Source organism: Streptomyces fildesensis (genome assembly GCF_016107395.1).
In the GTDB taxonomy this organism is placed as follows: domain Bacteria; phylum Actinomycetota; class Actinomycetes; order Streptomycetales; family Streptomycetaceae; genus Actinacidiphila; species Actinacidiphila fildesensis.
On record NZ_JAAIKO010000020.1, the window covers coordinates 101488 to 120372 of the forward strand.

The 18885-nt window shown below is 69.1% G+C and carries 26 protein-coding genes and 1 pseudogene; 17 read left to right on the forward strand and 10 right to left on the reverse strand.

The window, feature by feature from the left end; all coding sequences use genetic code 11:
• Positions 1-11 precede the first annotated feature (11 nt).
• The 10 genes and pseudogenes from C6N31_RS46150 to C6N31_RS24460 all read left to right on the forward strand — a co-directional run.
• Positions 12-107, forward strand: a pseudogene (locus C6N31_RS46150) (DNA cytosine methyltransferase); the annotation flags it as partial.
• Positions 108-225: 118 nt separating this feature from the next.
• Positions 226-1128 (forward strand): DNA cytosine methyltransferase, encoded by a 903-nt coding sequence (locus C6N31_RS46155; protein ID WP_368860185.1) that lies wholly within the window; start codon positions 226-228, stop codon positions 1126-1128.
• Positions 1129-1279: 151 nt separating this feature from the next.
• Positions 1280-1885: a DUF4913 domain-containing protein gene (locus tag C6N31_RS24425; RefSeq protein WP_198358191.1), complete on the forward strand. Its 606-nt coding sequence runs from the start codon at positions 1280-1282 to the stop codon at positions 1883-1885.
• Positions 1882-2637, forward strand: a complete 756-nt coding sequence (locus C6N31_RS24430; RefSeq protein ID WP_198358192.1) for a glycosyl hydrolase — start codon at positions 1882-1884, stop codon at positions 2635-2637. The genes C6N31_RS24425 and C6N31_RS24430 overlap by 4 nt, the downstream gene beginning before the upstream one ends.
• On the forward strand, positions 2634-3122 hold the full coding sequence (locus tag C6N31_RS24435; RefSeq protein WP_198358193.1) for a hypothetical protein: 489 nt from the start codon (positions 2634-2636) through the stop codon (positions 3120-3122). The genes C6N31_RS24430 and C6N31_RS24435 overlap by 4 nt, the downstream gene beginning before the upstream one ends.
• A complete protein-coding gene (locus tag C6N31_RS24440; protein WP_198358194.1) occupies positions 3119-3787 on the forward strand; it encodes a hypothetical protein in 669 nt (222 codons plus the stop codon). The genes C6N31_RS24435 and C6N31_RS24440 overlap by 4 nt, the downstream gene beginning before the upstream one ends.
• 122 nt (positions 3788-3909) lie before the next feature.
• On the forward strand, positions 3910-4599 hold the full coding sequence (locus tag C6N31_RS24445; protein WP_198358195.1) for a large ATP-binding protein: 690 nt from the start codon (positions 3910-3912) through the stop codon (positions 4597-4599).
• A gap of 126 nt (positions 4600-4725) precedes the next feature.
• On the forward strand, positions 4726-5580 hold the full coding sequence (locus C6N31_RS24450; protein WP_198358196.1) for an SPDY domain-containing protein: 855 nt from the start codon (positions 4726-4728) through the stop codon (positions 5578-5580).
• A 22-nt stretch (positions 5581-5602) separates the two neighbouring features.
• Entirely contained in the window at positions 5603-6463 is an 861-nt protein-coding gene (locus C6N31_RS24455; RefSeq protein WP_198358197.1) for an SPDY domain-containing protein, read from the forward strand.
• A gap of 29 nt (positions 6464-6492) precedes the next feature.
• On the forward strand, positions 6493-6981 hold the full coding sequence (locus C6N31_RS24460; RefSeq protein WP_198358198.1) for a hypothetical protein: 489 nt from the start codon (positions 6493-6495) through the stop codon (positions 6979-6981).
• Positions 6982-6984: 3 nt separating this feature from the next.
• Here the strand turns inward: C6N31_RS24460 and C6N31_RS24465 are convergent, their stop codons facing one another.
• Positions 6985-7254 carry a hypothetical protein gene (locus tag C6N31_RS24465; RefSeq protein WP_198358199.1) on the reverse strand — a complete coding sequence of 90 codons (270 nt, stop codon included), beginning with the start codon at positions 7252-7254 and terminating at the stop codon, positions 6985-6987.
• Between the two features lie 207 nt (positions 7255-7461).
• Here C6N31_RS24465 and C6N31_RS24470 point away from each other — a divergent pair, with 207 nt between their 5' ends.
• The 7 genes from C6N31_RS24470 (at position 7462) to C6N31_RS24500 (ending at position 9948) form a co-directional block, all read left to right on the forward strand.
• Positions 7462-7809: an SPDY domain-containing protein gene (locus tag C6N31_RS24470; protein WP_198358200.1), complete on the forward strand. Its 348-nt coding sequence runs from the start codon at positions 7462-7464 to the stop codon at positions 7807-7809.
• Between the two features lie 117 nt (positions 7810-7926).
• Positions 7927-8298 carry a MarR family transcriptional regulator gene (locus C6N31_RS24475; RefSeq protein WP_198358201.1) on the forward strand — a complete coding sequence of 124 codons (372 nt, stop codon included), beginning with the start codon at positions 7927-7929 and terminating at the stop codon, positions 8296-8298.
• 79 nt (positions 8299-8377) lie between these two features.
• Positions 8378-8647: a hypothetical protein gene (locus tag C6N31_RS24480; RefSeq protein ID WP_198358202.1), complete on the forward strand. Its 270-nt coding sequence runs from the start codon at positions 8378-8380 to the stop codon at positions 8645-8647.
• A 44-nt stretch (positions 8648-8691) separates the two neighbouring features.
• Complete coding sequence (locus tag C6N31_RS24485; protein WP_198358203.1) at positions 8692-8904, forward strand: hypothetical protein; 213 nt, start codon at positions 8692-8694, stop codon at positions 8902-8904.
• A gap of 88 nt (positions 8905-8992) precedes the next feature.
• Entirely contained in the window at positions 8993-9322 is a 330-nt protein-coding gene (locus tag C6N31_RS24490; RefSeq protein WP_198358204.1) for an esterase, read from the forward strand.
• Between the two features lie 126 nt (positions 9323-9448).
• The gene (locus tag C6N31_RS24495; RefSeq protein WP_198358205.1) at positions 9449-9661 is read left to right on the forward strand and encodes a MarR family transcriptional regulator; all 213 of its coding nucleotides are present in this window, start codon (positions 9449-9451) and stop codon (positions 9659-9661) included.
• 56 nt (positions 9662-9717) lie between these two features.
• Positions 9718-9948 carry a hypothetical protein gene (locus tag C6N31_RS24500; RefSeq protein ID WP_198358206.1) on the forward strand — a complete coding sequence of 77 codons (231 nt, stop codon included), beginning with the start codon at positions 9718-9720 and terminating at the stop codon, positions 9946-9948.
• Between the two features lie 345 nt (positions 9949-10293).
• Here the strand turns inward: C6N31_RS24500 and C6N31_RS24505 are convergent, their stop codons facing one another.
• The 9 genes from C6N31_RS24505 to C6N31_RS24545 all read right to left on the reverse strand — a co-directional run bounded on the left by C6N31_RS24505 (position 10294) and on the right by C6N31_RS24545 (position 18885).
• Complete coding sequence (locus tag C6N31_RS24505; protein ID WP_198358207.1) at positions 10294-12054, reverse strand: ATP-dependent nuclease; 1761 nt, start codon at positions 12052-12054, stop codon at positions 10294-10296.
• A gap of 182 nt (positions 12055-12236) precedes the next feature.
• Complete coding sequence (locus C6N31_RS24510) at positions 12237-12674, reverse strand: hypothetical protein (protein ID WP_232485584.1); 438 nt, start codon at positions 12672-12674, stop codon at positions 12237-12239.
• Positions 12675-12752: 78 nt separating this feature from the next.
• The gene (locus C6N31_RS24515; RefSeq protein ID WP_198358208.1) at positions 12753-14507 is read right to left on the reverse strand and encodes a relaxase/mobilization nuclease domain-containing protein; all 1755 of its coding nucleotides are present in this window, start codon (positions 14505-14507) and stop codon (positions 12753-12755) included.
• Positions 14504-14854, reverse strand: coding sequence for a MobC family plasmid mobilization relaxosome protein (locus tag C6N31_RS44140; RefSeq protein WP_307811537.1), 351 nt, complete (start codon positions 14852-14854; stop codon positions 14504-14506). Before C6N31_RS44140 ends, C6N31_RS24515 begins: the two co-directional genes overlap by 4 nt.
• Positions 14855-15114: 260 nt before the next feature.
• Positions 15115-15339, reverse strand: a complete 225-nt coding sequence (locus C6N31_RS24525; protein WP_198358210.1) for a hypothetical protein — start codon at positions 15337-15339, stop codon at positions 15115-15117.
• Positions 15340-15442: 103 nt separating this feature from the next.
• A complete protein-coding gene (locus C6N31_RS24530; RefSeq protein ID WP_198358211.1) occupies positions 15443-16492 on the reverse strand; it encodes a DUF2637 domain-containing protein in 1050 nt (349 codons plus the stop codon).
• Entirely contained in the window at positions 16489-17055 is a 567-nt protein-coding gene (locus C6N31_RS24535; RefSeq protein WP_198358212.1) for a WhiB family transcriptional regulator, read from the reverse strand. Before C6N31_RS24535 ends, C6N31_RS24530 begins: the two co-directional genes overlap by 4 nt.
• 118 nt (positions 17056-17173) lie before the next feature.
• A complete protein-coding gene (locus tag C6N31_RS24540; RefSeq protein WP_198358213.1) occupies positions 17174-17866 on the reverse strand; it encodes an ATP-binding protein in 693 nt (230 codons plus the stop codon).
• On the reverse strand, positions 17866-18885 hold the full coding sequence (locus C6N31_RS24545) for a hypothetical protein (RefSeq protein ID WP_198358214.1): 1020 nt from the start codon (positions 18883-18885) through the stop codon (positions 17866-17868). The genes C6N31_RS24540 and C6N31_RS24545 overlap by 1 nt, the downstream gene beginning before the upstream one ends.

Genomic DNA, 18885 nt, shown 5'->3' on the forward strand with positions numbered 1-18885 from the left:
TCCAAGCCGCTGTGGGCGGGCGGGCTGCCTGGCATGCGGAGATCAACCCCGATGCCTCCCGCATCCTGGCCCGGCACTGGCCCGGTGTGCCCAACCTCGGTGACATCACCGCCGTCAACTGGGACCTGATTCCGCGGGTGTGCGTCCTGACGGCGGGTTTCCCCTGTCAAAGACGTCTCGGTTGCCGGCCGTCGAGCTGGGCTCAACGCCCACACCCGCTCCGGGTTGTGGCTGCACGTCGCGCGTGCGGTCGAAGCCCTCCGCCCCTGCCTGGTGGTGATCGAGAATGTCCGCGGCCTCCTCACCTCGCCCGCCGGTTCCCCTGGCGACGTGGAATTCTGCCCGTGGTGTCTGGGAGACACCGCAGGCCAGCCTCCTTTGCGAGCACTCGGTGCCGTACTCGGCTCCCTGGCCGACCTCCGGTACGACGCGCGCTGGCTCGTGCTTCGTGCCTCCGACGTCGGAGCCCCGCACCGCCGCGAGCGGGCCTTCCTCGCCGCCTGGCCCACCGAAAGCCCTGCTCAAGACCCCGACGAGCAACATCGGCACCAACGGCGGGTCGCAGCACCCGACGAAGCGCAAACAGGGCGGGCACGGGCCGAACCTGGCCGACGAGGTGGAGTGGCTGTTGCTGCCGACCCCGAAGGCATCGGACGGGATCAAAGGCTCGCCGAACCAGCGGCACGGCAACGGCGACCTGACTCTCCCGTCCGCAGCAGCCTCTCTGCTCCCGACCCCGAGGACGCGCGGTACAGGCAGCTCTGGACACCGCCCAACCACGAGCAGGAACGCGACCCTGACCTCAGTGCCCCTGCCTCTCTGGGAGGAGCCTGCACCGGAGGCCGGGCAAACGACAGGCAGTGGGGTCCGTATTCCGCCGCCATCACCCGATGGGAGAACCTCACCCGTCCCGCACCGGCGCCCACCGACGCGGCAGGCCGCCTGCGCGCGGACTTCGTGGAGTGGATGCAGGGCCTTCCGGCGGGCTGGGTGACCGAGACCCCCGGGCTGGGCCGCCCCGCCCAACTGACCGCTCTCGGCAACGGCGTTGTTCCGCAACAGGCGACCCGGGCCGTCCAGTTGCTGGCAGCTCCGTTCCCCCGCTGCCCTCGGTGCAGCACGCCGTAACGGCTTCTACCGCCGTTTCCCGGTCTCACCAAATCCCGGAATCTCCGGATCCTCATTCCCACGCCACCCCCTCTCGGATCGGAGTCCTGACGTGACCTGCAGAAGAGCCCCGAGAGCCCCGCCCTGACCACTCCCAGCCCTTGGAACCGCCATGTCAGAACCCGTCCACGCCACCCCCGAACCCTTCCGCGCTCCCGAACCCTTCCGGGTCCCCGACGAGGACCTCGACGACCTCGTCAGCGCCCTGGCCAAGACCATGGCCGAGGTCCGCCAGCACGGTGTCACCCTCGAACGCCTCGACGCCGAGGCCGGCGCCCCCACACCCATCAGCGATGCCCCAGGAGTAGCGACCGGTGACGTCGTCACGCTCGACGCTCCCGCCTCGGTGTTCATCCTCGCCCTGGGCGGCGACGCACACACCGTAGAACTGGCGGCGCTCAGCAACTGGGTGAACCACCTACTGCTGCCGGTCTACGGCCGAGAGATCAGCACCACCCGCCCCTGGTGCGAGCAGTGGCACGAACACATTGAGGCCGTCGCCCGGCTGCACGCCCTGTGGCTCGCCTGGCAGCAGCTCACCGACGCAGAAGCGGGCCTGTCCGGCCCCTCGACGTGGCACCGCGACCACCTCGACCAGGCCCTGGCCCACCTGCGGGCCCCCGACGGTCCGTTCGCCGCCTGCACCACCAGCCCGAACCGACCCAACCACCGGCTGCTGACCACCCCGGCGCCCCAGCTGGAAGAGGCCACCGCATGAACAGGGACACCGATTTCGGCCTCGCTGCTTTCCATCCCGCCGACCCCGAGTCCGCACGCAGCAGGAACCTTCTGTGGGCTTCGGACCTGACAGTTCTAGCCGAGCACCACATCGACGGGGCCCGTTCGCAGAGCTTTCTCGTGACTCATGACGGCTCGGTGACGTGGGGGGTACCCGGAGAACCGCAACTCGTCGCGATCAAGATCCAGCGGGACCTCGACGAGCGGCTGTACACCTTCGAGACCGCCAGCCACGCCTGCGTCCCCTTCGCACAGAAGTGGCTGATCGAGCGCGGCTGCCCGCCCGATGCAATCGGGCAGGGCGATGGCTTCCTGACACCGGCCGATGACCTCACCGTTCGCGTCGAGGAGCAGATCCGCGCCTCGGCGGACCGCTACGAGGTTCTCGATTCCCAGTGCTGGGATGACCCGTGCGAGTCATGGACCCTGGTCCGTGACTCCGGCGCGGCCCAGGCGCCGATCCGGGTCTTCCTCGACACGGGGGACCTGAACACCAGCACCTACACGATGCGCGAAGGCGCCTTCAACGACGCACACGCCGCCCGGGACTGGCTGGATAAGCGCGACGGGCCGCTGCCGGAGCCGCCCGAATACCGCGGCGATGCGGCGGCCCTGCGCGCTCGTGCCGCGCTGTCCCGCTCCACCGGACCCGTCCCAGACCCGCAGGCCAGCCTCACCACAGGCACCACGCCGCCCGTAGGTCCGCGTCCGGCTCCGGGCAGGTCGCTGTGAGCCGCGCCCGCCTCGCCTTCGCCGCGCACCCCGACGCCATCGCCGATCTGCGCGAGCTGCCCGCTCCGATCCGAGACCAGGCGTTGCTGCACCTGCAGGACCTGGTCCACGGGGAGCGGGTCGCCAAACGGCTGGAGGGACGCCTCGACGGCTTCCACAAGATCTACCTCGGCACCGGCACCACGTTCGCCACCCACCGGCTGGTGGTCCAATTCCGCAGCGCGCCTCCCGACTCCGTCCACGTCCGCGAGGTGTACCTGGTCGCGGCCGGGGCCCGCAAGGACTACGCGGTCTACCGCACAGCCCAGTTCCGCACCGGCCTCGCGCAGAACGACGAGACCTCTTCGGCGGTCCAGGCCCGTGTTCACGCTGCCCGCTCCCGTTCCCCCCATGCGGACGCGCTCACCTCCAGGACCGCGCCCGCGATCCCAGCTGCAGCCAGCACGGCTGCTCCCACCGACTCTCGAAAGGCGTCGCTGCGATGACTGCCGTCCACACCCCTGTGGCCCGCGCTGAGCTGGCCGGGCTGCTCACCGAGGCCGCGCGCAGTGTCTCCGGGATTCTGCTGACCGAGTACCCCACTCCGCCCAGTCGCTCCTACCTCCACCCCGTCCTGGGAATGCTGTCTGCCGGCCCCCAGGTAGTCGGAGAGCTGACCGACCGGCTCGAAGGGTTCCTCGCCGAACCCCTCCCCGCCAGCAGCGCCGGTCTGTTCGCCCTGGCCTCCTACGCCTCCGCACTGGGCTGGCTGACGGAATCCCTCGCCGAGCTGACGGCCAGCGTCGACCAGATCTGCACCCACGTGGGCATCCCCACCACTCCACCGATCCCTGCACTGCCCATAGTCCCGCCCCAGGAACGGCACGGGGACGCGTTCGACTTCGGGTTCAGCGCGCTGGAACTGGCCGCCATCCGTACCGCCGCAGACGAGGCCGGGCTGCCCTCCGAGGAGTACGTCCAGGTGCTGTCCCAGTCGCTGCTGGCCGCCGCCCGCATCACCGACGCCTGCCTGGAGATCGCCAGCGGCCTAGATCAGGACGCCCAGTTCGTGCTGGGACAAGCCACCAACCATGCCTGGATCGGCGAGGAGCCCGACAGCCTGCCCACCTTGGTCCGCTCCCTGCTCGCCCGCATGGGGGCAGTCACCTGAGCCCCCACGACCCCTCCGAACAGCCCGGAACTCACCTCGTCGCCGAGGCGTTCGGGGTCGAGGACCCCTGGGCCCTGAGCGACGGCCATCCGCTGCGCGACCCGCTCGATCTCGTCGGCAGGATGGTCGCCGCAGCCGCCCAGGATGTTGACCAGCTGCACGCAGAACTGACCCGCACAGCTCGGTCCGCGATCGAACTCCTCGAACCGCTCGCACGGGGCGACGGCGCCGATATGCGCGGCTCGGACGGCCTTCTGCGCACCACGGGCCCCCAGATCGAGCTGCTCGTCGCTCGTCGGGGTGCCGCCTACGAACACCTCCGCCGCGCCCTGACCACCTACCAGCGCCTGCTGCCAGGGCAGAACGCAACCCTGCCCGGACCGGCAACAGTCCTGGAGCACGCACCCGAGCAGAAGCCGGGCCAGGACGACGACTGGACCCTGGCGAAAGGCCGGCAGCTCGCGGCCCTGGAGGCAGTCGAAGCGGGCGGCCTGCGATTCCACCAAAGCGCCCTGCACGACAACGACCTCTACCTCTCCGACGGGACCGGCAATGGGCCGAAGGTCTGGGTCCAGACAACCGAACGGTTGGTCGCAGACGGACTGCTGGTCAAGGACACCAGCACGTCGCCGTATCAGGGGCAGCTCCTATCCCTCACCGCACAAGGCGAGGCGGCCCTCCAAGAAGGGCGGTCCGCGGCTCCGCGCGTATCCGCCGCCCTCAGCCGCAGCCACCCAGGAGCGGCTCCGGGAGTCAGCGACCCTGCGCCGGCGTCCATCACCGCCCGGTCCGCCCCAGGTCGCGGCCGGTGACCGGCATGGCTTCCCCGGACAGATCCGCAGCCCCTCTCCCGTCCTCTCCGGGCCCGCGCGCCGCGCCCAAGGCTGACCACGCCGCGCGGGCCCGCTCCCCGCCGCCTCCTCCAGGAGTTGTTCCTCATGTCCGTGACCACGTCCGCTCCGGGCGCCCTCGCCCCAGACGCCGTTCTGCGGGTCCGCCCCGTCTACCTCGCAGGTCGCGGAGACAACGCACAGATCTACGCCACCCTGTCCGCGCACGGTTGGGCCACAGCAGCCACCGACAGCGGCCAGATGTTCACCAGCCCACACCAGAACGCCCAGATCGCCCGCCTGCCCGATGGCAGTTATGACGAGTGGAAGGCCGTGGAGTACCGCGAGCCGCTCGGCATACCGCTCTGGTCGGCGACTTTCACCCGCGCTACCCCACCCGAGATCACTGCCGCCTTCACCGTGGCCCTCGCCAAGGGACTGCCCAGTCTTCATCACGGCTTCCTGGCCGGCGGCCCCCATTACCAGTCACCGAACAGCCCCGCCCTCGTGCTGGCCGCCTGCGGATGGGAGACCACCGACACCGCCCAGCACCTGTACCAGGACTCCCCTGACGGACACGCCTCGTTCGCCCTGCGCAAGAACCATCTCGACCCGTACACCGAACTCGAGGGGCCCGAGCATGCCCTGTGGTCGATGTACGGCGGTGTCGATCAGGCAGATGATGAGAGCTGGCATGCCGCTTTCACCAGCGCCACCCCCCTGCACCTAGTGCGGGCAGCCGTAGTCGCCCTCACCAGCACAGAACCGGTCGAGCGCACCAGGGGCGAGATCCCCGAACGACACCTGCCGTACGTCGAAATCCAGCCCGTCGATGAGGCTCCCGACCCGCGCCGGTCAGCCGCCCTGGCTCGCACCCCGAACCCCCCAGGGCCCCGTGTGGTCGATCTCGCAGCTTCAGCCGCCGCGAATCCGCCCCGGCCCGCAACGCCACGTCGCCACTGACCACGCCCTTTACGGAGATGTCATGTCTGATCAGCAGGACTCTGAGCGGTGGCGCGAATACCACGTCACCCCCCGCTACCTCGCCGGATCGACCTTCACTGGCGATCCCGCCCTGCGACCCCTGCTCGACATGGGTTGGAAGCTGAATCACGACGATCTGGGCAACGTGTATGTGAACGCCCCGGACCAGACCGTCCGCCTGGGCTACCTGCCCGAAGGCGACGATGACGCCCTGTGGAAGATCACGGCGTTCTCTGATCCTTTCGCGATGCCGCGCTGGTTGGTCACCTTCCAGGACAGCACCCCGACCGAGATCGTCGCCGGTTTCACCACCGCGCTCGCCGCCGCCTACACCGAGGGACCTGACGCCTACCTCTACTACGGCAACAGCACGCTGGCCGCGCTCGATGTGGGTACACCGCTGGCAGCGGCAGGCTGGAGCCACCGCTTCGCTACGAACAACGTCTCCTTCCGCTCCCCGGACGGCTTGGCCGAGGTGCACCTACGCCGCAATTACCTCGACCACAAAGCCGAGATGACCGGTCACAAAGAGCGGTGGCTCACCCTGGCCGGTCCGTACGGCAACCAGTGGTACGCCACCGCCTCCTCCCTCACCCCTGAGAGCCTGGTAGCCGCGATGAACACCGCGCTGACCGACCCCGCCCCGGTCATCCGCTACGGCGACGATCTGCGCCGGCTTCCCCCACAGGCCACCGCAACGGCGATCAAAGCTCCGGCACCGACTCCCTTGGACGTCCGACGCGCCCAGGCCGCCAACGCCCGTTCCACCACGGCTCCTCCAGCTCCCGGCGCGCGCGCCTCTAACCCCGCCTCCTACGTACCCAGCACTCCCCCGGCCTCGCGTCCGGGGCACCGCCGCTGACCCACTCTCTCCTCACTCCGGAGCCAGCCATGTCCGATGCCACTGCCCTCGACCAGGCCGACGCCATGATCGAGAAAGCCTGGGACCACCCCATCGCCGAGTTGGAATCCCTCGCCGTGCGCCGCCCCGTGCAGGACCCGCTCTTGCGCGCCGTGATGCGGATCCGCTGTTCGCTCGTCATTTCGGACAACGCCGTCGCCGTCCAGCAGGACCGGCTGCACGCCCTGACCCGGCCTGGCCAGGTGCCGGCCTTCTACGACCTGGGGCGGATCACCAGCTCGGCGGTGGACTTGCGGGTCGCCCAGGCCGAGTGCCGCACCGGCCTGCAGGCGATCAGCCATGTCATCGACGCCCGGGCATCCGCCGCGACCGCGGACCGAGCACCGGCGGCCCGGCTGGCCCAGGCCGCCGTCGCCCGCTCCACGCACGCACCGCACGCCCTGAGCCAACCCCTCGCGCAGGAAGCCCCGTCAATCGTTGCCGGCCCAGCCGTCGCCCGGGCCGTGCCTCACCGATAGTGGCTAGTTGTCCTCGTCGCGGCGGGGATCCAGAACCTGCGAGCCCGCCGCACGAGCCAGCTCCTCCACCGTCATCTCCACACGCCGTCCATCCACCGCCCGGATCTGCACGGCCATGTCGTCATCGCGCCCGGTGTCAACGGCGGTGGTCGTGCGCACCGCCCACTGGCCGTCGGAGACCATCGCGATGTCGCCGACCGTCCACGCCCGCCCGGCGCTGCGGATCTTGCGCTCCATCGCGGCCCCGTCCCAGCGTCTGCTCGGCTCCCTCACGGCTTCCCCCTTCGGTCCCTACGGTCGTGCGCCGCAGCTTCATAGCGACAACCGGCCGCACCAATCCATTCCCCCTCCCGGCCTCCGGCGGGCAGTTCGCCCACGGCAGACATCCAACCTCGGCAATGGACTACGTACTTCGGCACACAGCATGTCAACGTACGGATGTCGGGAAAAATCGCAGGTCAACGAAGGGACCGCCTAGTCGTGAACGTCTCCAGCACCCTCCTGCCCGCTGTCGTTCGCCCCGCCGTGGAGGAGCGCGCTTGGCTCTCCTGCGACCACTGCGCGGGCCCGGTGCTCGAACTGGTCGGCGCGCTCGGCTGGACGATCGTCGACACCCCGGAGGCCAACGTGCACTGCACCAGCCCGGACGGCCGCGTCTACGTCGGCTGGCTCCCCGAGGACACCGCCGCTTGGAAGCGGAACATCGTCTGGCAGGTCCGAGTGGTCCCCACCGACGCCGAGCCCTGGGTTCAGGAGTTCGGTCCCTACACCCCCTCCGAGGCCGTCGCCGGGTTCATCGCCGCCCTCATCGCCAACCCCTCCAGCTGAACCGACCGGCAAGCGAGCCAGCTCAACTCGCCCGCCTGCCCTGTTCACCTGCCGCTGACCAGCTCCGCCATCCGGCCGGACAGCCCTTCCGCTCATGCACCTGAAAGGTCACCGCTGATGACCCTCTACTCCGACGATCTCGTCAGGACTACACACTGGATCGGCGGCTTGGCCATCGGCGCGATCGGTGTCCACGAGGCCGTCACCGGCCCCGAGATGTTCTCGCGCGCCTTCACGCTGGCCCGCTGCGGTGCGGCGCTGGCCTTCACCGCAGGCAACTTCCAGGACTACCTGCGCCGACGCGACACCCAGGTCGTCGTCCACCTCGCGAAGCACCCCGGGGCAGGTCTCCCTCAGATCAGCAAGGCCACCGGTCTCAACGAGGAGCGTGTCGGCAGCTCCCTTCAGCGTCTTGCCCTGGATGGCCTGGTGATCGTGGAGACCGGCGACACGACTCCGTTCGCCCGCTCCTACCGGTTGTCCTCCTGATCCCACCCTTCCACCGGTCGGCCCGGTCTTCGGGCCGACCGGCCCCCATCCCCCTCGCCCCTCTCGGAAGGGATCCACGATGCATCGTGCTCCGCTGACCTCCCACCACGCCGACGACTCCACCTGCCCGCCCGAACATAAGCACACCACCTCGGGCAAGCCACTCACAGAGGGCTGCCCCGGCCGCGCCTACGCGCAGGCCCGCTGTTCGTGCGGCAACTGGCAGATAAAGGACGCCGGTAAGGGCTACGTCAACGAATCCCGTAGACGGCACCTGGCGAGCCACCCCAAGCCGACCCCGCCGGGGCCGAAGGTGCTCGGCGACCTCCTTCGCCTCGACACGCCCTGACGCCCCTACCGCGATCCGCTCTTTCCCCTTCACCGGAGGTTCCCGTGCCCCAGGACCTGACCGTCGGCCACCTGCTCCGCCAACTCCAGGACCTCAACCCCGATCTGCTGGTCCGCCTCGCCGTCAACCCCGACTGGCCCTTCACCCACTACCTCGGCACCGACGTCATCGTCCGCGACGGCGTCGCGTTCATAGCCGAGGACGGCCAAGAGGACTACCTGCCCGCAACCGTCCGCGACGCCCTCGCCTGGACCTGACCCACCCCCGCCCAACAGGAGACCCCTCATTCCGAACCCCTCACGACCTGCCGTAACGCTCCCCCTGCACAGCGTTGCGCTGCGGCCCATGCCGGACGGTGCGGCAGGCGCGCTCGTCCAGCGCATCTCCGACCGCTCCGACGGACCACTCGACGTCTCCTTGCTCCCGGCCCCCGCTCCCAGACTCCCCCTCGGCCGCATCCGCCTGTACTGGGAGCCCGCCTCCCGCACCGGCTGGAACATCACCGCTCACCTGGGCCTGGCCGCCATCGAAGTCCACCTCGCCTCCTGGCCCTCCGCCCCCGACGACTGGCCCCGCCTGATCCACCCCACCCTCTACGAGGTGGCCGGTCTGTGCGCTGCCCTCTCGATCGCCACCTCCGCCCTCGACCTGTTTAACCACCTCGCCGAGCGCTGACCCCACCCGCAAAAGGCCGCCCCACACCGATCCTGGATTCAGGCATCGGCAGGGGCGGCCTTGCCGCATGCCCGCCGAACAGGCGATTGCGTACGCTCATCACCGACACAACACCAGGAGGGGACCATGGCCGACGACCAGCACTTATGGGGCTACCCGGAGGTCGCCGCGCATTTGGGGATCAGCGTTCAGGCCACCCGCAGCCGCAAAAGCCGGGGCAGCCTGCCCGAACCCGACGACACCACCATCCCGGACCGACCCAGATGGAGACCCTCCACCCTGCACAACTGGACCCCTCTCGGCCGGGGATTCCGCAGCGACCTCCACACCTCCAGCTAGCGAGCCCGTACGGCGTCCGGCTGACCGCTGAATCTCGCTGCCCCTAGGCTCGATCCATGACCAATGCGCCGATGCCGTCCCCGCCGTTTCCTTCTCCCGACGAGGCCGTGCTGCGGGTGATCGTCGCCAACGCCATCGCCTCGGTCGAGAACGGCGAGGCCAACTGGCGCGAAGCCGTCCTCCACGCGGCTGCCCATGGCTGGTACGAGGGCCACATTCAAGGCGAAAACGAGTGCCCCGGCTGCGACTTCCGAGGAGATCTCCCCAAGCGCAGCAAGCGCGGCTGACCCAATAACGAGGAGCGCCACCGATGTTCAAGTGGCGCTCCTCGTCACTTCGCGATGCGCCCGGAGCCTGTGGGGGCTGGGAACTACGTCCCCTTACTCAAGCTGGCGGAGCGGTCGTATTCCGAAGTGGCGTATTCCTAACCCAGCAACTGCGTCAGCTCTGCTGCAGACCGGTGCTGCTCCGGGACCGTGCCGTGTCCCGGGCTGCTAGTCGGCGGGACGGCTTCACCGCGCATCAGGATGTTCGTGAATCAGGGAGCAACAGGCTCAAGCATGCCGCTATGTGTGCACCGATGGTCGGCGCCCTCCTGAACGGTACTGCGGCATCTGCTACCGGAAACTCGTTCACTCGTTACCGGTCAGTGCCTCCAGCCTGATCCGCAGCGCTTCCAGACCCTTCGGGCGCGCGGCGGCGTCCACGCTCGCCCGGCGAATGAGGCCGCCGATGAGGTCGCTCTGGTTGAGCTTGACGATCTTTGACAGGCGACCCATCGCCTCCTTGGGATCGACGAGTTCGAATCGTTCAGCCGCCCAGCGCTCCTCCACATCCGCCTTGGCGAGTCGAAAGGCATCTGCGACCTGGTCACGCCGGCTCAGGTATACATCGGCGCAGCGCGCATGAAAGTCCTCGAACTCGGCGATGGTCTGGGCCGCACCCAGGCGCGGCATCGGTGCGTGCTTGCTGAGCCCCTCCTTCACCATGACTGGGCTGACCTTTGCCTTCAGTCCATCAACCGCATTGAAGAGCATCTCCTCCGCCTGGCGGACCGTCACGGACCGTCCGAGGTCCGTCAACAGCGCGGCCAGTAGTTGCGGATCGAGCAACATGCTCTCAAGCGCCCGGCGGGGCCAGATATGCAGGTGAGGGTGCGTCTCCGCGTAACGCACAATGGCGGCTGCAGATAGCAAGTCCCGGTCGATCAAACAAAGCCACGGGCGCAATCCGAAGTTCGCGTCGGAGGCAAGTACCTTGTAATGATCCATAACACTAGAGCGATTGCCAGCGACCTCGATGTGGATCTTCCCCGTCTCTTCGGGGAAAAGCGCGCGAAGGCGGTCCTTGTCGTTCGGTCCCTCGACGATCAGCCGCGCGGAAGCAGTCAGTGCACCTGCTCTACTGCTGCCGAAGACCCTCAGGCGGTCGCTCGCCGATACGCGGCGAAGGGCCTGAGGCGGATCCTTCCGCACCTCGTAGACGTCCGCACCCTGCACACCGGAAACCATCTGGGGAGAGTGGGTGACCAGCAGGGTTTGCATTCGGCCCGACAGGGCGCGCACCGCACTCAGCAGAGCGCTCTGAAACGAGGGGTGTAGATGCACTTCGGGCTCGTCCAGGAGGAGGATGCCTCCGGTCGCAGCGGTCTCGTAGAGCTCGCACAGCAAGCGAAGCAAGCCTTGTTCCCCGCTGGACAGACCTGAAAGGCCGTGCCGCTGTCCGCGGCCAAGGTCAACGTGAAAGCGATTGACGCCGTGAGTGACGTCCGGTTCGGACAGATGCATTCCAGTGGTCTGCCGGAACCGCTCCACCACCTCGGAATAGTCGCCGGGAGACCCGCGGTCATGGCGACGGTCCCTGAGGCAGCGGTGATCGAGCGAGGCGAGGGCAGCCGACAGCGCATCCGATGAATCGATACGATCAGTAGCCAGCCCTACCGGATAAGCCCAGGCGGTCGACACCATGTGCACGCTCGGCGTGCGTCGGCTCTCCTGAAACGCTGGGTCAAAGAGCGCTTGGGCGACCTGCGACCCCGTCGCCGAGAGCCGACCGGTTTCATGAATGACGACCTCGCGGGTATAGGACTCCTGCTCTCGTGCCGGGCGGCCGGTCCGGCTACGGCAGAATCGGTCAACGTCATTGAACTCCGAGACGCTCAGAGTGAAGTCCACGCCCAAGTGCGCCGTCCGAGCACCCTGGTGGATGAGGTCGAAGACCGATCGCCTCGATGGGCCGCCTCCCAAGCACCCCGTGAGGATCTGGAGGGCCTCCAGGAGGTTCGACTTACCAGTGCCGTTTCGCCCGGTGAGCAGCGTAATCGACCCAAGGTCTGGAAGCGTAGCTTCCTGGAGGCCCCTGAAGTTCTTCACGCTGACGTTGACGAGGCGCATGCAATCGTCCTCAACTGGGTGAGTGAGCGGCTAGTTGGCCGAAGGTCTGCCAGTCACCCACGGTAGCCGGTCAGCTCCGGCGCCATCTACTGATTTCCCGACTTGACGCCAGCACCACGCGCGCGGCCCTGGGAAGATCCGCCGACCCGTTACCAATGTTGCATGCAACGCAACTTCGCTCATTATTCGAGGTATGAGCCGGAGAATGCGCCGTCGAATCCGAGCGCGACCATCGCCTGTTCAAGGCTGGGGTAACTCGTCAAGTGCGGTCCCGTGAGCATGGCGTCGAAGTCGGCACGGGTAATCTCGGGCTCCAGCCACTGGTTGCTGCAACGGCATCGAACCCAGACGTGGCGGCTCTGATTGATCAGGAGCCAGTCCCGGCGTGCCCTACAGGCCGTGCAGACAACGGGGATGCCCCGCATCGCCAGTTCGCGCGGATAGCCGGCGCAACGGACGGCGCCCGGTCCGCTGGGCGGCTGTGCCTCGTACTGCAACTGCAACAGCGGATCACTGTTGGCTGGGCAGGCCGGAAGCGGGGCGCAGTCCGGCTCGACACGTCGGTCGGTTGTTCTGGGCATGCGCGTCATCTCCCGTTCAAGGTCGCTCTCTTCATCCATAACAGCTGGTGAGATCGGCTGTCCATGGGTTTCGGCCAGCCCGACAGGCTGAGGCTTGAGCCTGTCGGGCTGGCCGGGTCATCGGCGCGGTGGCCGATTGAGCGGGTCCGTTCCGGAAGCCCGTTGAGTTGCCGGAGGAGTGCTGCGACCGGCGGACCGGTCAGCCACATGCTGGTTGCGACCGGGAGCGATCCGCGGGTGGCGGGCCGTTGCGCCGGGGTGGGCGGGGAGCTGGGCAAGTCGGCGCAGACGCCAGACCAGGACGTCGTTCACATCGTCTGCGCTGTCCAGTTCACGCTGGCCGATGGCCTGCTGGAGCAGCGCTTCGGGATCGTGGCCTGCTTGTTCGGCTTGGGCGAGGGTGGCGGCCAATGCGTCCTGGTCCGCTTCGTTGTCGGTACCGCCTGCTTGTGTGGGGAGGGCTGCGCGGATCGTGGCTTGGTGCTTGCGTCGTTCGGGCTCTTGCATGGCGCGGCCGTGGTCGCGCAGGGCCTGCAGGGGCGCGGTAGCGGCCTGGTGGTAGGCGGCGCGCAGGTGTTCTGCGGTTTGTCGGGAGGCGGCTGCCTGCTGGGCGTGGCCGTGGGCGGAGTGCCAGCGGGCGGCTGCGAGGGCGACCAGGACGAGGGTTGAGAGGAGCATGGCGGTGGTGCCGCCGTCTTCGCCCCGGCCGAGGGCGCTGCCGGCCTGGATGATGCCCCGTGCCGCCGAGCGGATCGCGCGGGTGTCGGCGTTCTCGGCGCGGACGTGGCTGCGGGTAGCGCGTTCGAAGGCGCGTGCAGCAGCCGACACTTCGGCTCGGGTGGCGGCCGGAGAGGTCTTGGCGACGGCGTCGAGGAGTTCACCGACACCAATGAGTTGCGCTGCCGCTTCGTCGTCCCCACTGTCCAAGACGATCGCGGCGCGCTCGGCGATGCTGGTGGCGGTGCGTCGTACCCGGGCGGGCGGTGACCACTCCGGCCGACCGGCGGTTGCCTCAGGCGCTGCATCCTCGCCGAGATTTCCACTGGCGAGACGGCGGCGGATACGGGGCAGGGACAGGTCGGGAGCCAGGGTGGAGCCCGCGAACCAGACCGGCTCGCGGTCGCGGTTGCGGTCGCCGGGTAGCGCCACGGTGTAGCCGAGCACATCACCCGAGGGAGCGTGGCGCAGTTTCACGCGCATGCCGGCCTCGCGGAGCCGGGTGAAGAATTCTTCCTCGGTGGCGGCTCCGGCAACTGCCTGGCGGACTCCTTCGCGCAGGGTCTCGCGGGGAGTCTCGGTACGGCCCATGCGCTCGGCTTTGAAGCGCTCCTGGCTGGTGGGCCGCTTCGCGGCGGTGCCGTCCCCCGGGTTGAGCTGCCGCAGCCCATACTCCTTTTCTATAAGGCGGGCCTCGGCCTGCACTTTGCGTCTGTCGAACTTCAGGTCCGCGCGGCGGCCGTCCTGGCGGACGAGGGTGGCGGCGATGTGGATGTGGTCCTCGGCGTGCCGGACGGCGACCCAGCGGCAGGCGGTACTGTCGCCGATGGGGGCAATGCCGGTGGCCTGGACCATACGTCGGGCGATGGCCGCCCAGTCGGCGTCGTCGAGGTGGCGGTCGCCGGGGGCGGCGCGTACCGAGCAGTGCCAGAACGTGGTGGCCGGCGCCCGGTCACCGAGGGCCTTGACCGGTTGATCGAGCTGGCCTGCCAGCTGGGCGATGGTGTGGTGGGGATTGCGGCCGGGGTCGGGGGCGTAATCGTTCCAGGAAGCAACGACGTGCTGGTCGGTGTGCTCGTTGTGTTCGCCCTTTCCAAACAGGTAGCGGATCAGGCCGTAGGTGCCACCGGTGCCGAGGCGGATCTTGGGGATCACCGGCGGACCAGCCAGGTCACTGCTTCGTCCACGGTCGTGATCGCGTCGTCGACGCGGTGCAGGAGCTGCTGGAGGTCCGCGGCGGGTTGACCGCCGGCGTTGAGGTAGTGCGCGATCTGGTTCAGGTTGTTGCCGATGGCGGCGAGTTGGCGGTTGGACTCCATGAGTTCCTGGACCCCACGCCGGTAATCGGCGATGGCGGCGGTGGGGTTGTTGCTGGCGGCGGTAGCCAGGACCGCGGCGGCGGCATAGCCGCCGGGTTCGAGCTCGGTGGTCTCGGCGGCAGTTCGGACCGCGGTCCATTCGCTGTCGCTGAAGCGTGGGCAGACGCGGTTCAGGCGCGGCACGCTCTGACGCAGTCGACGGCGGCGCGGCGCGATTGTCGCGGCGGCGGTTGGCGTCGTGTCGTTCCCCTGTGTTGTCGGCACCCCTGGGCCGGCTTCCCGTTCGGCGGCAGGCCCCCCTGGGTCTGCCGCCGAACGGGAAGCCCGCGCTCCCTTGGGGGCGAGGGCGGGGTAAGGATCCCTTACCCCACAACTTGCTCCGCCAGGAGCCGTCTTGAGGTCACGCACTGGTTCGGGTGTGGTGGCTGCCGGGTCGTTGCTGGTCATCGGCTCGACTCCGTGTCCTGCTGGTGTGCGTCGCGGAGGACGTCCTCGATCCAGTCCATGGCCAGGACCGGGTGGTGCAGGGTCCAGGGGCGGCTGTGCTGGCGTCGTTGCACGCTCCAGCTGCCGTCCGCCGTGGCTACGGCGTGGTGGAGGTGACCGCGCTGGTGCAGGACGGTCAGCCAGGAGTCCACCTCGGCCGGGGTTGCGGGTTTCGTGCGCATGGCAGTGCTCTCCGGTTCGTCTCGGAAGGTGGTGATGCGCGTGTCCGGGGTCGGGTGGCCGGCCGAGGCTTTCGGCTCGGTCACCCGGCCCCGTGCTGGGCGGTCAGTTCCGGGAGGGGGTGACCGGTTGTCCGTGCTGCTCGCGGAGCTGGACCATCAGGGCGGTCAGCGTGTCGCTGGACAGCGGGATCTGCTGACCTCGGATCGCCTGGGCGACGACCTTGCGGGTCAGCTTGTCCTCGGCCCTGACCGCTGACCGGGCGATGGCGAGCAGCTTCTCGGTGTCCGGGTCAGGCCGCCGGTCACCGGTCAGCTGTGTACCCGGGTCAGTGACCGGCGGTGCAGTGACCGGCAGTTCGGTAACCGGCGGGTGGCTGACCCGGTGACCGGTGACCGGGTCGGTGCCGACCGGTCGGTCACTGACCGCCGCGATGCTATCCGGCTGTCCGGCCAGGGCAGCGGCCTTTCGCTCCCTATCGGCATGCCGGCTGTCCGGGCGAGTGCTGTCTCCCTGGTCACTGCCCCCGGCCGGTGACCGGGTGTCCGAGTGGCTCGTGTCCAGGGACAGGCGAGGGCGGTCGGCCAGGGCGCTGACCGGCTCGGTGGCGCTGACCTGACCGGGCTGGGACAGCGGTTGACCGGTCCGGTCAGTTCGAGTGACCGCGATGCGCTCGGGCTGACCGGGGTCATCCTGGTCGCTTCGGTCACTTTCGTTCACCGGCCCCCGGGCCATGAGGATGTAGAGGTGGACCGCTCCGGCCAGAGCGAGCGGGGCAATGGTGGACAGCACCGCCACGACCGTGTCGCCGAGCCGCAGCCCGGTGGCCGAGGCGTTCTCTTCGTTGAGCCGGACGGCGTGCAGGGCGTTGGCCCAGATGCTGGCGGCGGTGGCTGTGCCGAAGAGTGTCCACACGTAGAGCCGGGCGCGCAGAGGCGCGTCGCGCAGGACCAGCAGGGCACGGATGCCGTAGGCGATGAAGCCGTCGATCACGAGGGGGAAGAGGTAGGTGAGGAAACCGCGGACGTGGATGGCGACGGCCATCTGCTGCAGGGCGTCGTAGGACAGGGCGCATCCCGCCCCGCCGAGGGCGATGACGACCGCGCGGTCCCACCCGGTGATGTGCGCCGTGTGCGGCGCGTTCTCGAAGTTCACGCCGCCGTGCCGAAGTCACTGCGGCCCAGCTGCTCGCCGTCGCTCTCGGGGGGCGGCGTGGTCTTCGTGGCCTGCGCCAGGTCGCGGTTGCGCAGAGCACGGCGGGTCTCGCGGTACAGCCTCTGGGCGTGGTCCTCGCTGATCTTCAGGAGCCAGGCCAGGCGCTGTTCGGTGAGCCCATGGCGGTAGGCGGCGCGGATCACTGCGCGGCGCTCGGCCTTGGTGAGGTGGATGTCGCGTCCGGCGACGGTGGCGTTGACCCGGCTGTAGTCGAGGCGTTCGGCGAGCTTGTCGTGCATCGGCTTGCGCTCTTCCTCCGTCAGCCCGCCCCGGATGCCGTCGATGTCACCGCCTTCGAGCGCGGCGTCCAGGCAGGTGCGGCGGACCGGGCACTGCCCGCACAGGGCCTTGGCGGTGATGATCTTGTCGGTCTCGTCGGGTTCGGGGAAGAAGAGTTCGGGGTCCACCGGGTTGTACTCGGTGCTCTGGCAGACAGCTTCGTCCTGCCAGCGTTGGTCGCCGAGCGAGCGGTGGTGGGCAGGGCTGATCGTCGTGTTGGTCATGCGGGCTTGGCTCCGATCGCTCTCCGCGCGCAGGGGCGTCGGCGGAGGAGTGCGTGGGTCGGGAGATGGTGGGGGCGGCGCGCTGGGGGCGCGGCCCGGCAGGGCAGCCTGGGGCAGGTCAGGCTGCGGGGCGTTGGCGTCTGCGGTCGACCGGTTCGAACTCGACCCGGGTGGTCATCTGCGCGAGGCGGGAGGTGACGCGGTCGCCGAGGTAGGCGCGCAGGTCGCCGATGCGCAGGTTGGTGGTGATCAGGGTCGGCAGCAGGTGGTTGTAGCGGCGGTTGATCAGCCGGTAGGTGACCTCTTCGGTCCAGTCGCTGGCTTTCGCCGCGCCGAGGTCGTCGATGATCAGCAGCGGGCAGCGGCTGACGGCCGCCAGCTCCCGCTCGCTGTCGACTCCGGCGCGGGGGCGCAGGTCGGCGTACAGGTCGGCGGCGGTGGTCGCGCGCCAGCGCACCCCGATGCCGGCCTCGACCAGGTGGCGCACCGCTCCGTACGCCTGGTGGGTCTTGCCCGCACCGACCACCCCGGCCATCAGCAGGCTGGGGCCAGTGGCCACTTGGCGCCTGGCTCCTGTGCTCGGTGCGACGGCCTGACCGGCGACGTCCCGGGCCCAGGCCAGGACCTGCGGGTGGTCGGCCACCGCGCCCCGATAGCGCGGCGGCATCCCCGCCGACAGGGCGTCCAGGGCCGAGTACGGCTCAGGTTCCTCGGCGGCTGCGGCTGCCGGATCGATGCCCCGCGCGGCCAGGATCCGCAGGAGCCGGTCGAAGGTGTTTTGGCCGACGGGCTGGGGGTCGCGGTCGCGCATCACAGCTCCTCGGCGTAGGCGGCGGCAGCGTCGACGGGGTTGGTCCACGCGGTGTGAGCGGGCACGTTAGGCCGGAATCCCGGTCGCGCCAAACCGGCGGCCCCGGGGTTCATGGAGTCGTTGACCAGGCTCGGCAGGCGGCTGGGGTGGCCCTGGATCTCGCCGAAGCGCTTCAGCCCGGCGCGGATGTGGTCCGGGGCGATGCCCTCACCGAGGAGCTTCTTGACGATCCGCCCGAGGTGTCCGATCACGTCGCCTGGCGGTCGCTCCTGGCACGAGGCGACGTATTCGCCGACCAGGTCACCAGCCGAGACGCTGGCGTCGGGCGCTGTGCGCCCCGTAGGGAAAGAAGATCCAGGATCCAAGATCCTAGATCCAGGCGCCGAGGGTTCACGGACGGTTCGGGGAGCCGTCGGAGAGGGTTCCCCGAATGTGTTCTGTCCTGCGGCTTTCTGATTGACGTGGCGAGGGTTGGCGGCGGGGCCTGCAGGGCTGTCGCGCTGGGCTACAGGGAGCCTGTTGCCGGTGACCGCAGGTGTCGGTGCGGGCGGAGCGGGCAGATCGAGGGTTCGGGGAAGGCTCTCCGACGGCTCCACGAAGCTTCGGGGAGGGGTCGGCGGCGGCTCGACGGTCTTGGTACAGGCGCGTTGGCAGGGGCCGCAGCGGTCGACGGCGTGGTGGTCTGTGCACGCAGGGAAGCGCGACTGGCTGGGCTTGTCGATCTTCTGGTGCTCGAACCAGCCGACGATGTGCAGGTAGCGCTTGCCGTTGCATCCGGTGTAGCGGCAGATGAGCCCGGCGTCAGTGAGCTGCTGGAGGTCGTCCTCGACGTGGACTGCTGTGTGTTCGGCGCGCAGTGGCCACAGGACTCCGGCGATGATTGCGGCGTTGTCTCGGTGGCGGCCGTGGTCATCGGCTTGGGTGAACAGGCCGACGAAGGTCAGCACTGCGGTGACGGAGACCTCGGCGCACTTCTCGTTGGTGAACAGGTCGGGTTTGACGGTCCGGATCCGCGCCAT

What these genes read in the sequence shown, in the direction of transcription:
- C6N31_RS24525 (WP_198358210.1), bottom strand. Translation starts at nt 15,339, where the DNA reads ATGCGCACGAAACCCGCAACCCCGGCCGAGGTGGACTCCTGGCTGACC.
- C6N31_RS24460 (WP_198358198.1), top strand. Translation starts at nt 6,493, where the DNA reads ATGTCCGATGCCACTGCCCTCGACCAGGCCGACGCCATGATCGAGAAA.
- C6N31_RS24535 (WP_198358212.1), bottom strand. Translation starts at nt 17,055, where the DNA reads ATGACCAACACGACGATCAGCCCTGCCCACCACCGCTCGCTCGGCGAC.
- C6N31_RS24455 (WP_198358197.1), top strand. Translation starts at nt 5,603, where the DNA reads ATGTCTGATCAGCAGGACTCTGAGCGGTGGCGCGAATACCACGTCACC.
- C6N31_RS24480 (WP_198358202.1), top strand. Translation starts at nt 8,378, where the DNA reads ATGCATCGTGCTCCGCTGACCTCCCACCACGCCGACGACTCCACCTGC.
- C6N31_RS24540 (WP_198358213.1), bottom strand. Translation starts at nt 17,866, where the DNA reads ATGCGCGACCGCGACCCCCAGCCCGTCGGCCAAAACACCTTCGACCGG.
- C6N31_RS24490 (WP_198358204.1), top strand. Translation starts at nt 8,993, where the DNA reads ATGCCGGACGGTGCGGCAGGCGCGCTCGTCCAGCGCATCTCCGACCGC.
- C6N31_RS24425 (WP_198358191.1), top strand. Translation starts at nt 1,280, where the DNA reads ATGTCAGAACCCGTCCACGCCACCCCCGAACCCTTCCGCGCTCCCGAA.
- C6N31_RS24510 (WP_232485584.1), bottom strand. Translation starts at nt 12,674, where the DNA reads ATGGATGAAGAGAGCGACCTTGAACGGGAGATGACGCGCATGCCCAGA.
- C6N31_RS24440 (WP_198358194.1), top strand. Translation starts at nt 3,119, where the DNA reads ATGACTGCCGTCCACACCCCTGTGGCCCGCGCTGAGCTGGCCGGGCTG.
- C6N31_RS24495 (WP_198358205.1), top strand. Translation starts at nt 9,449, where the DNA reads ATGGCCGACGACCAGCACTTATGGGGCTACCCGGAGGTCGCCGCGCAT.
- C6N31_RS24450 (WP_198358196.1), top strand. Translation starts at nt 4,726, where the DNA reads ATGTCCGTGACCACGTCCGCTCCGGGCGCCCTCGCCCCAGACGCCGTT.
- C6N31_RS24430 (WP_198358192.1), top strand. Translation starts at nt 1,882, where the DNA reads ATGAACAGGGACACCGATTTCGGCCTCGCTGCTTTCCATCCCGCCGAC.
- C6N31_RS24445 (WP_198358195.1), top strand. Translation starts at nt 3,910, where the DNA reads ATGGTCGCCGCAGCCGCCCAGGATGTTGACCAGCTGCACGCAGAACTG.
- C6N31_RS24500 (WP_198358206.1), top strand. Translation starts at nt 9,718, where the DNA reads ATGACCAATGCGCCGATGCCGTCCCCGCCGTTTCCTTCTCCCGACGAG.
- C6N31_RS24545 (WP_198358214.1), bottom strand. Translation starts at nt 18,885, where the DNA reads ATGGCGCGGATCCGGACCGTCAAACCCGACCTGTTCACCAACGAGAAG.
- C6N31_RS24505 (WP_198358207.1), bottom strand. Translation starts at nt 12,054, where the DNA reads ATGCGCCTCGTCAACGTCAGCGTGAAGAACTTCAGGGGCCTCCAGGAA.
- C6N31_RS24475 (WP_198358201.1), top strand. Translation starts at nt 7,927, where the DNA reads ATGACCCTCTACTCCGACGATCTCGTCAGGACTACACACTGGATCGGC.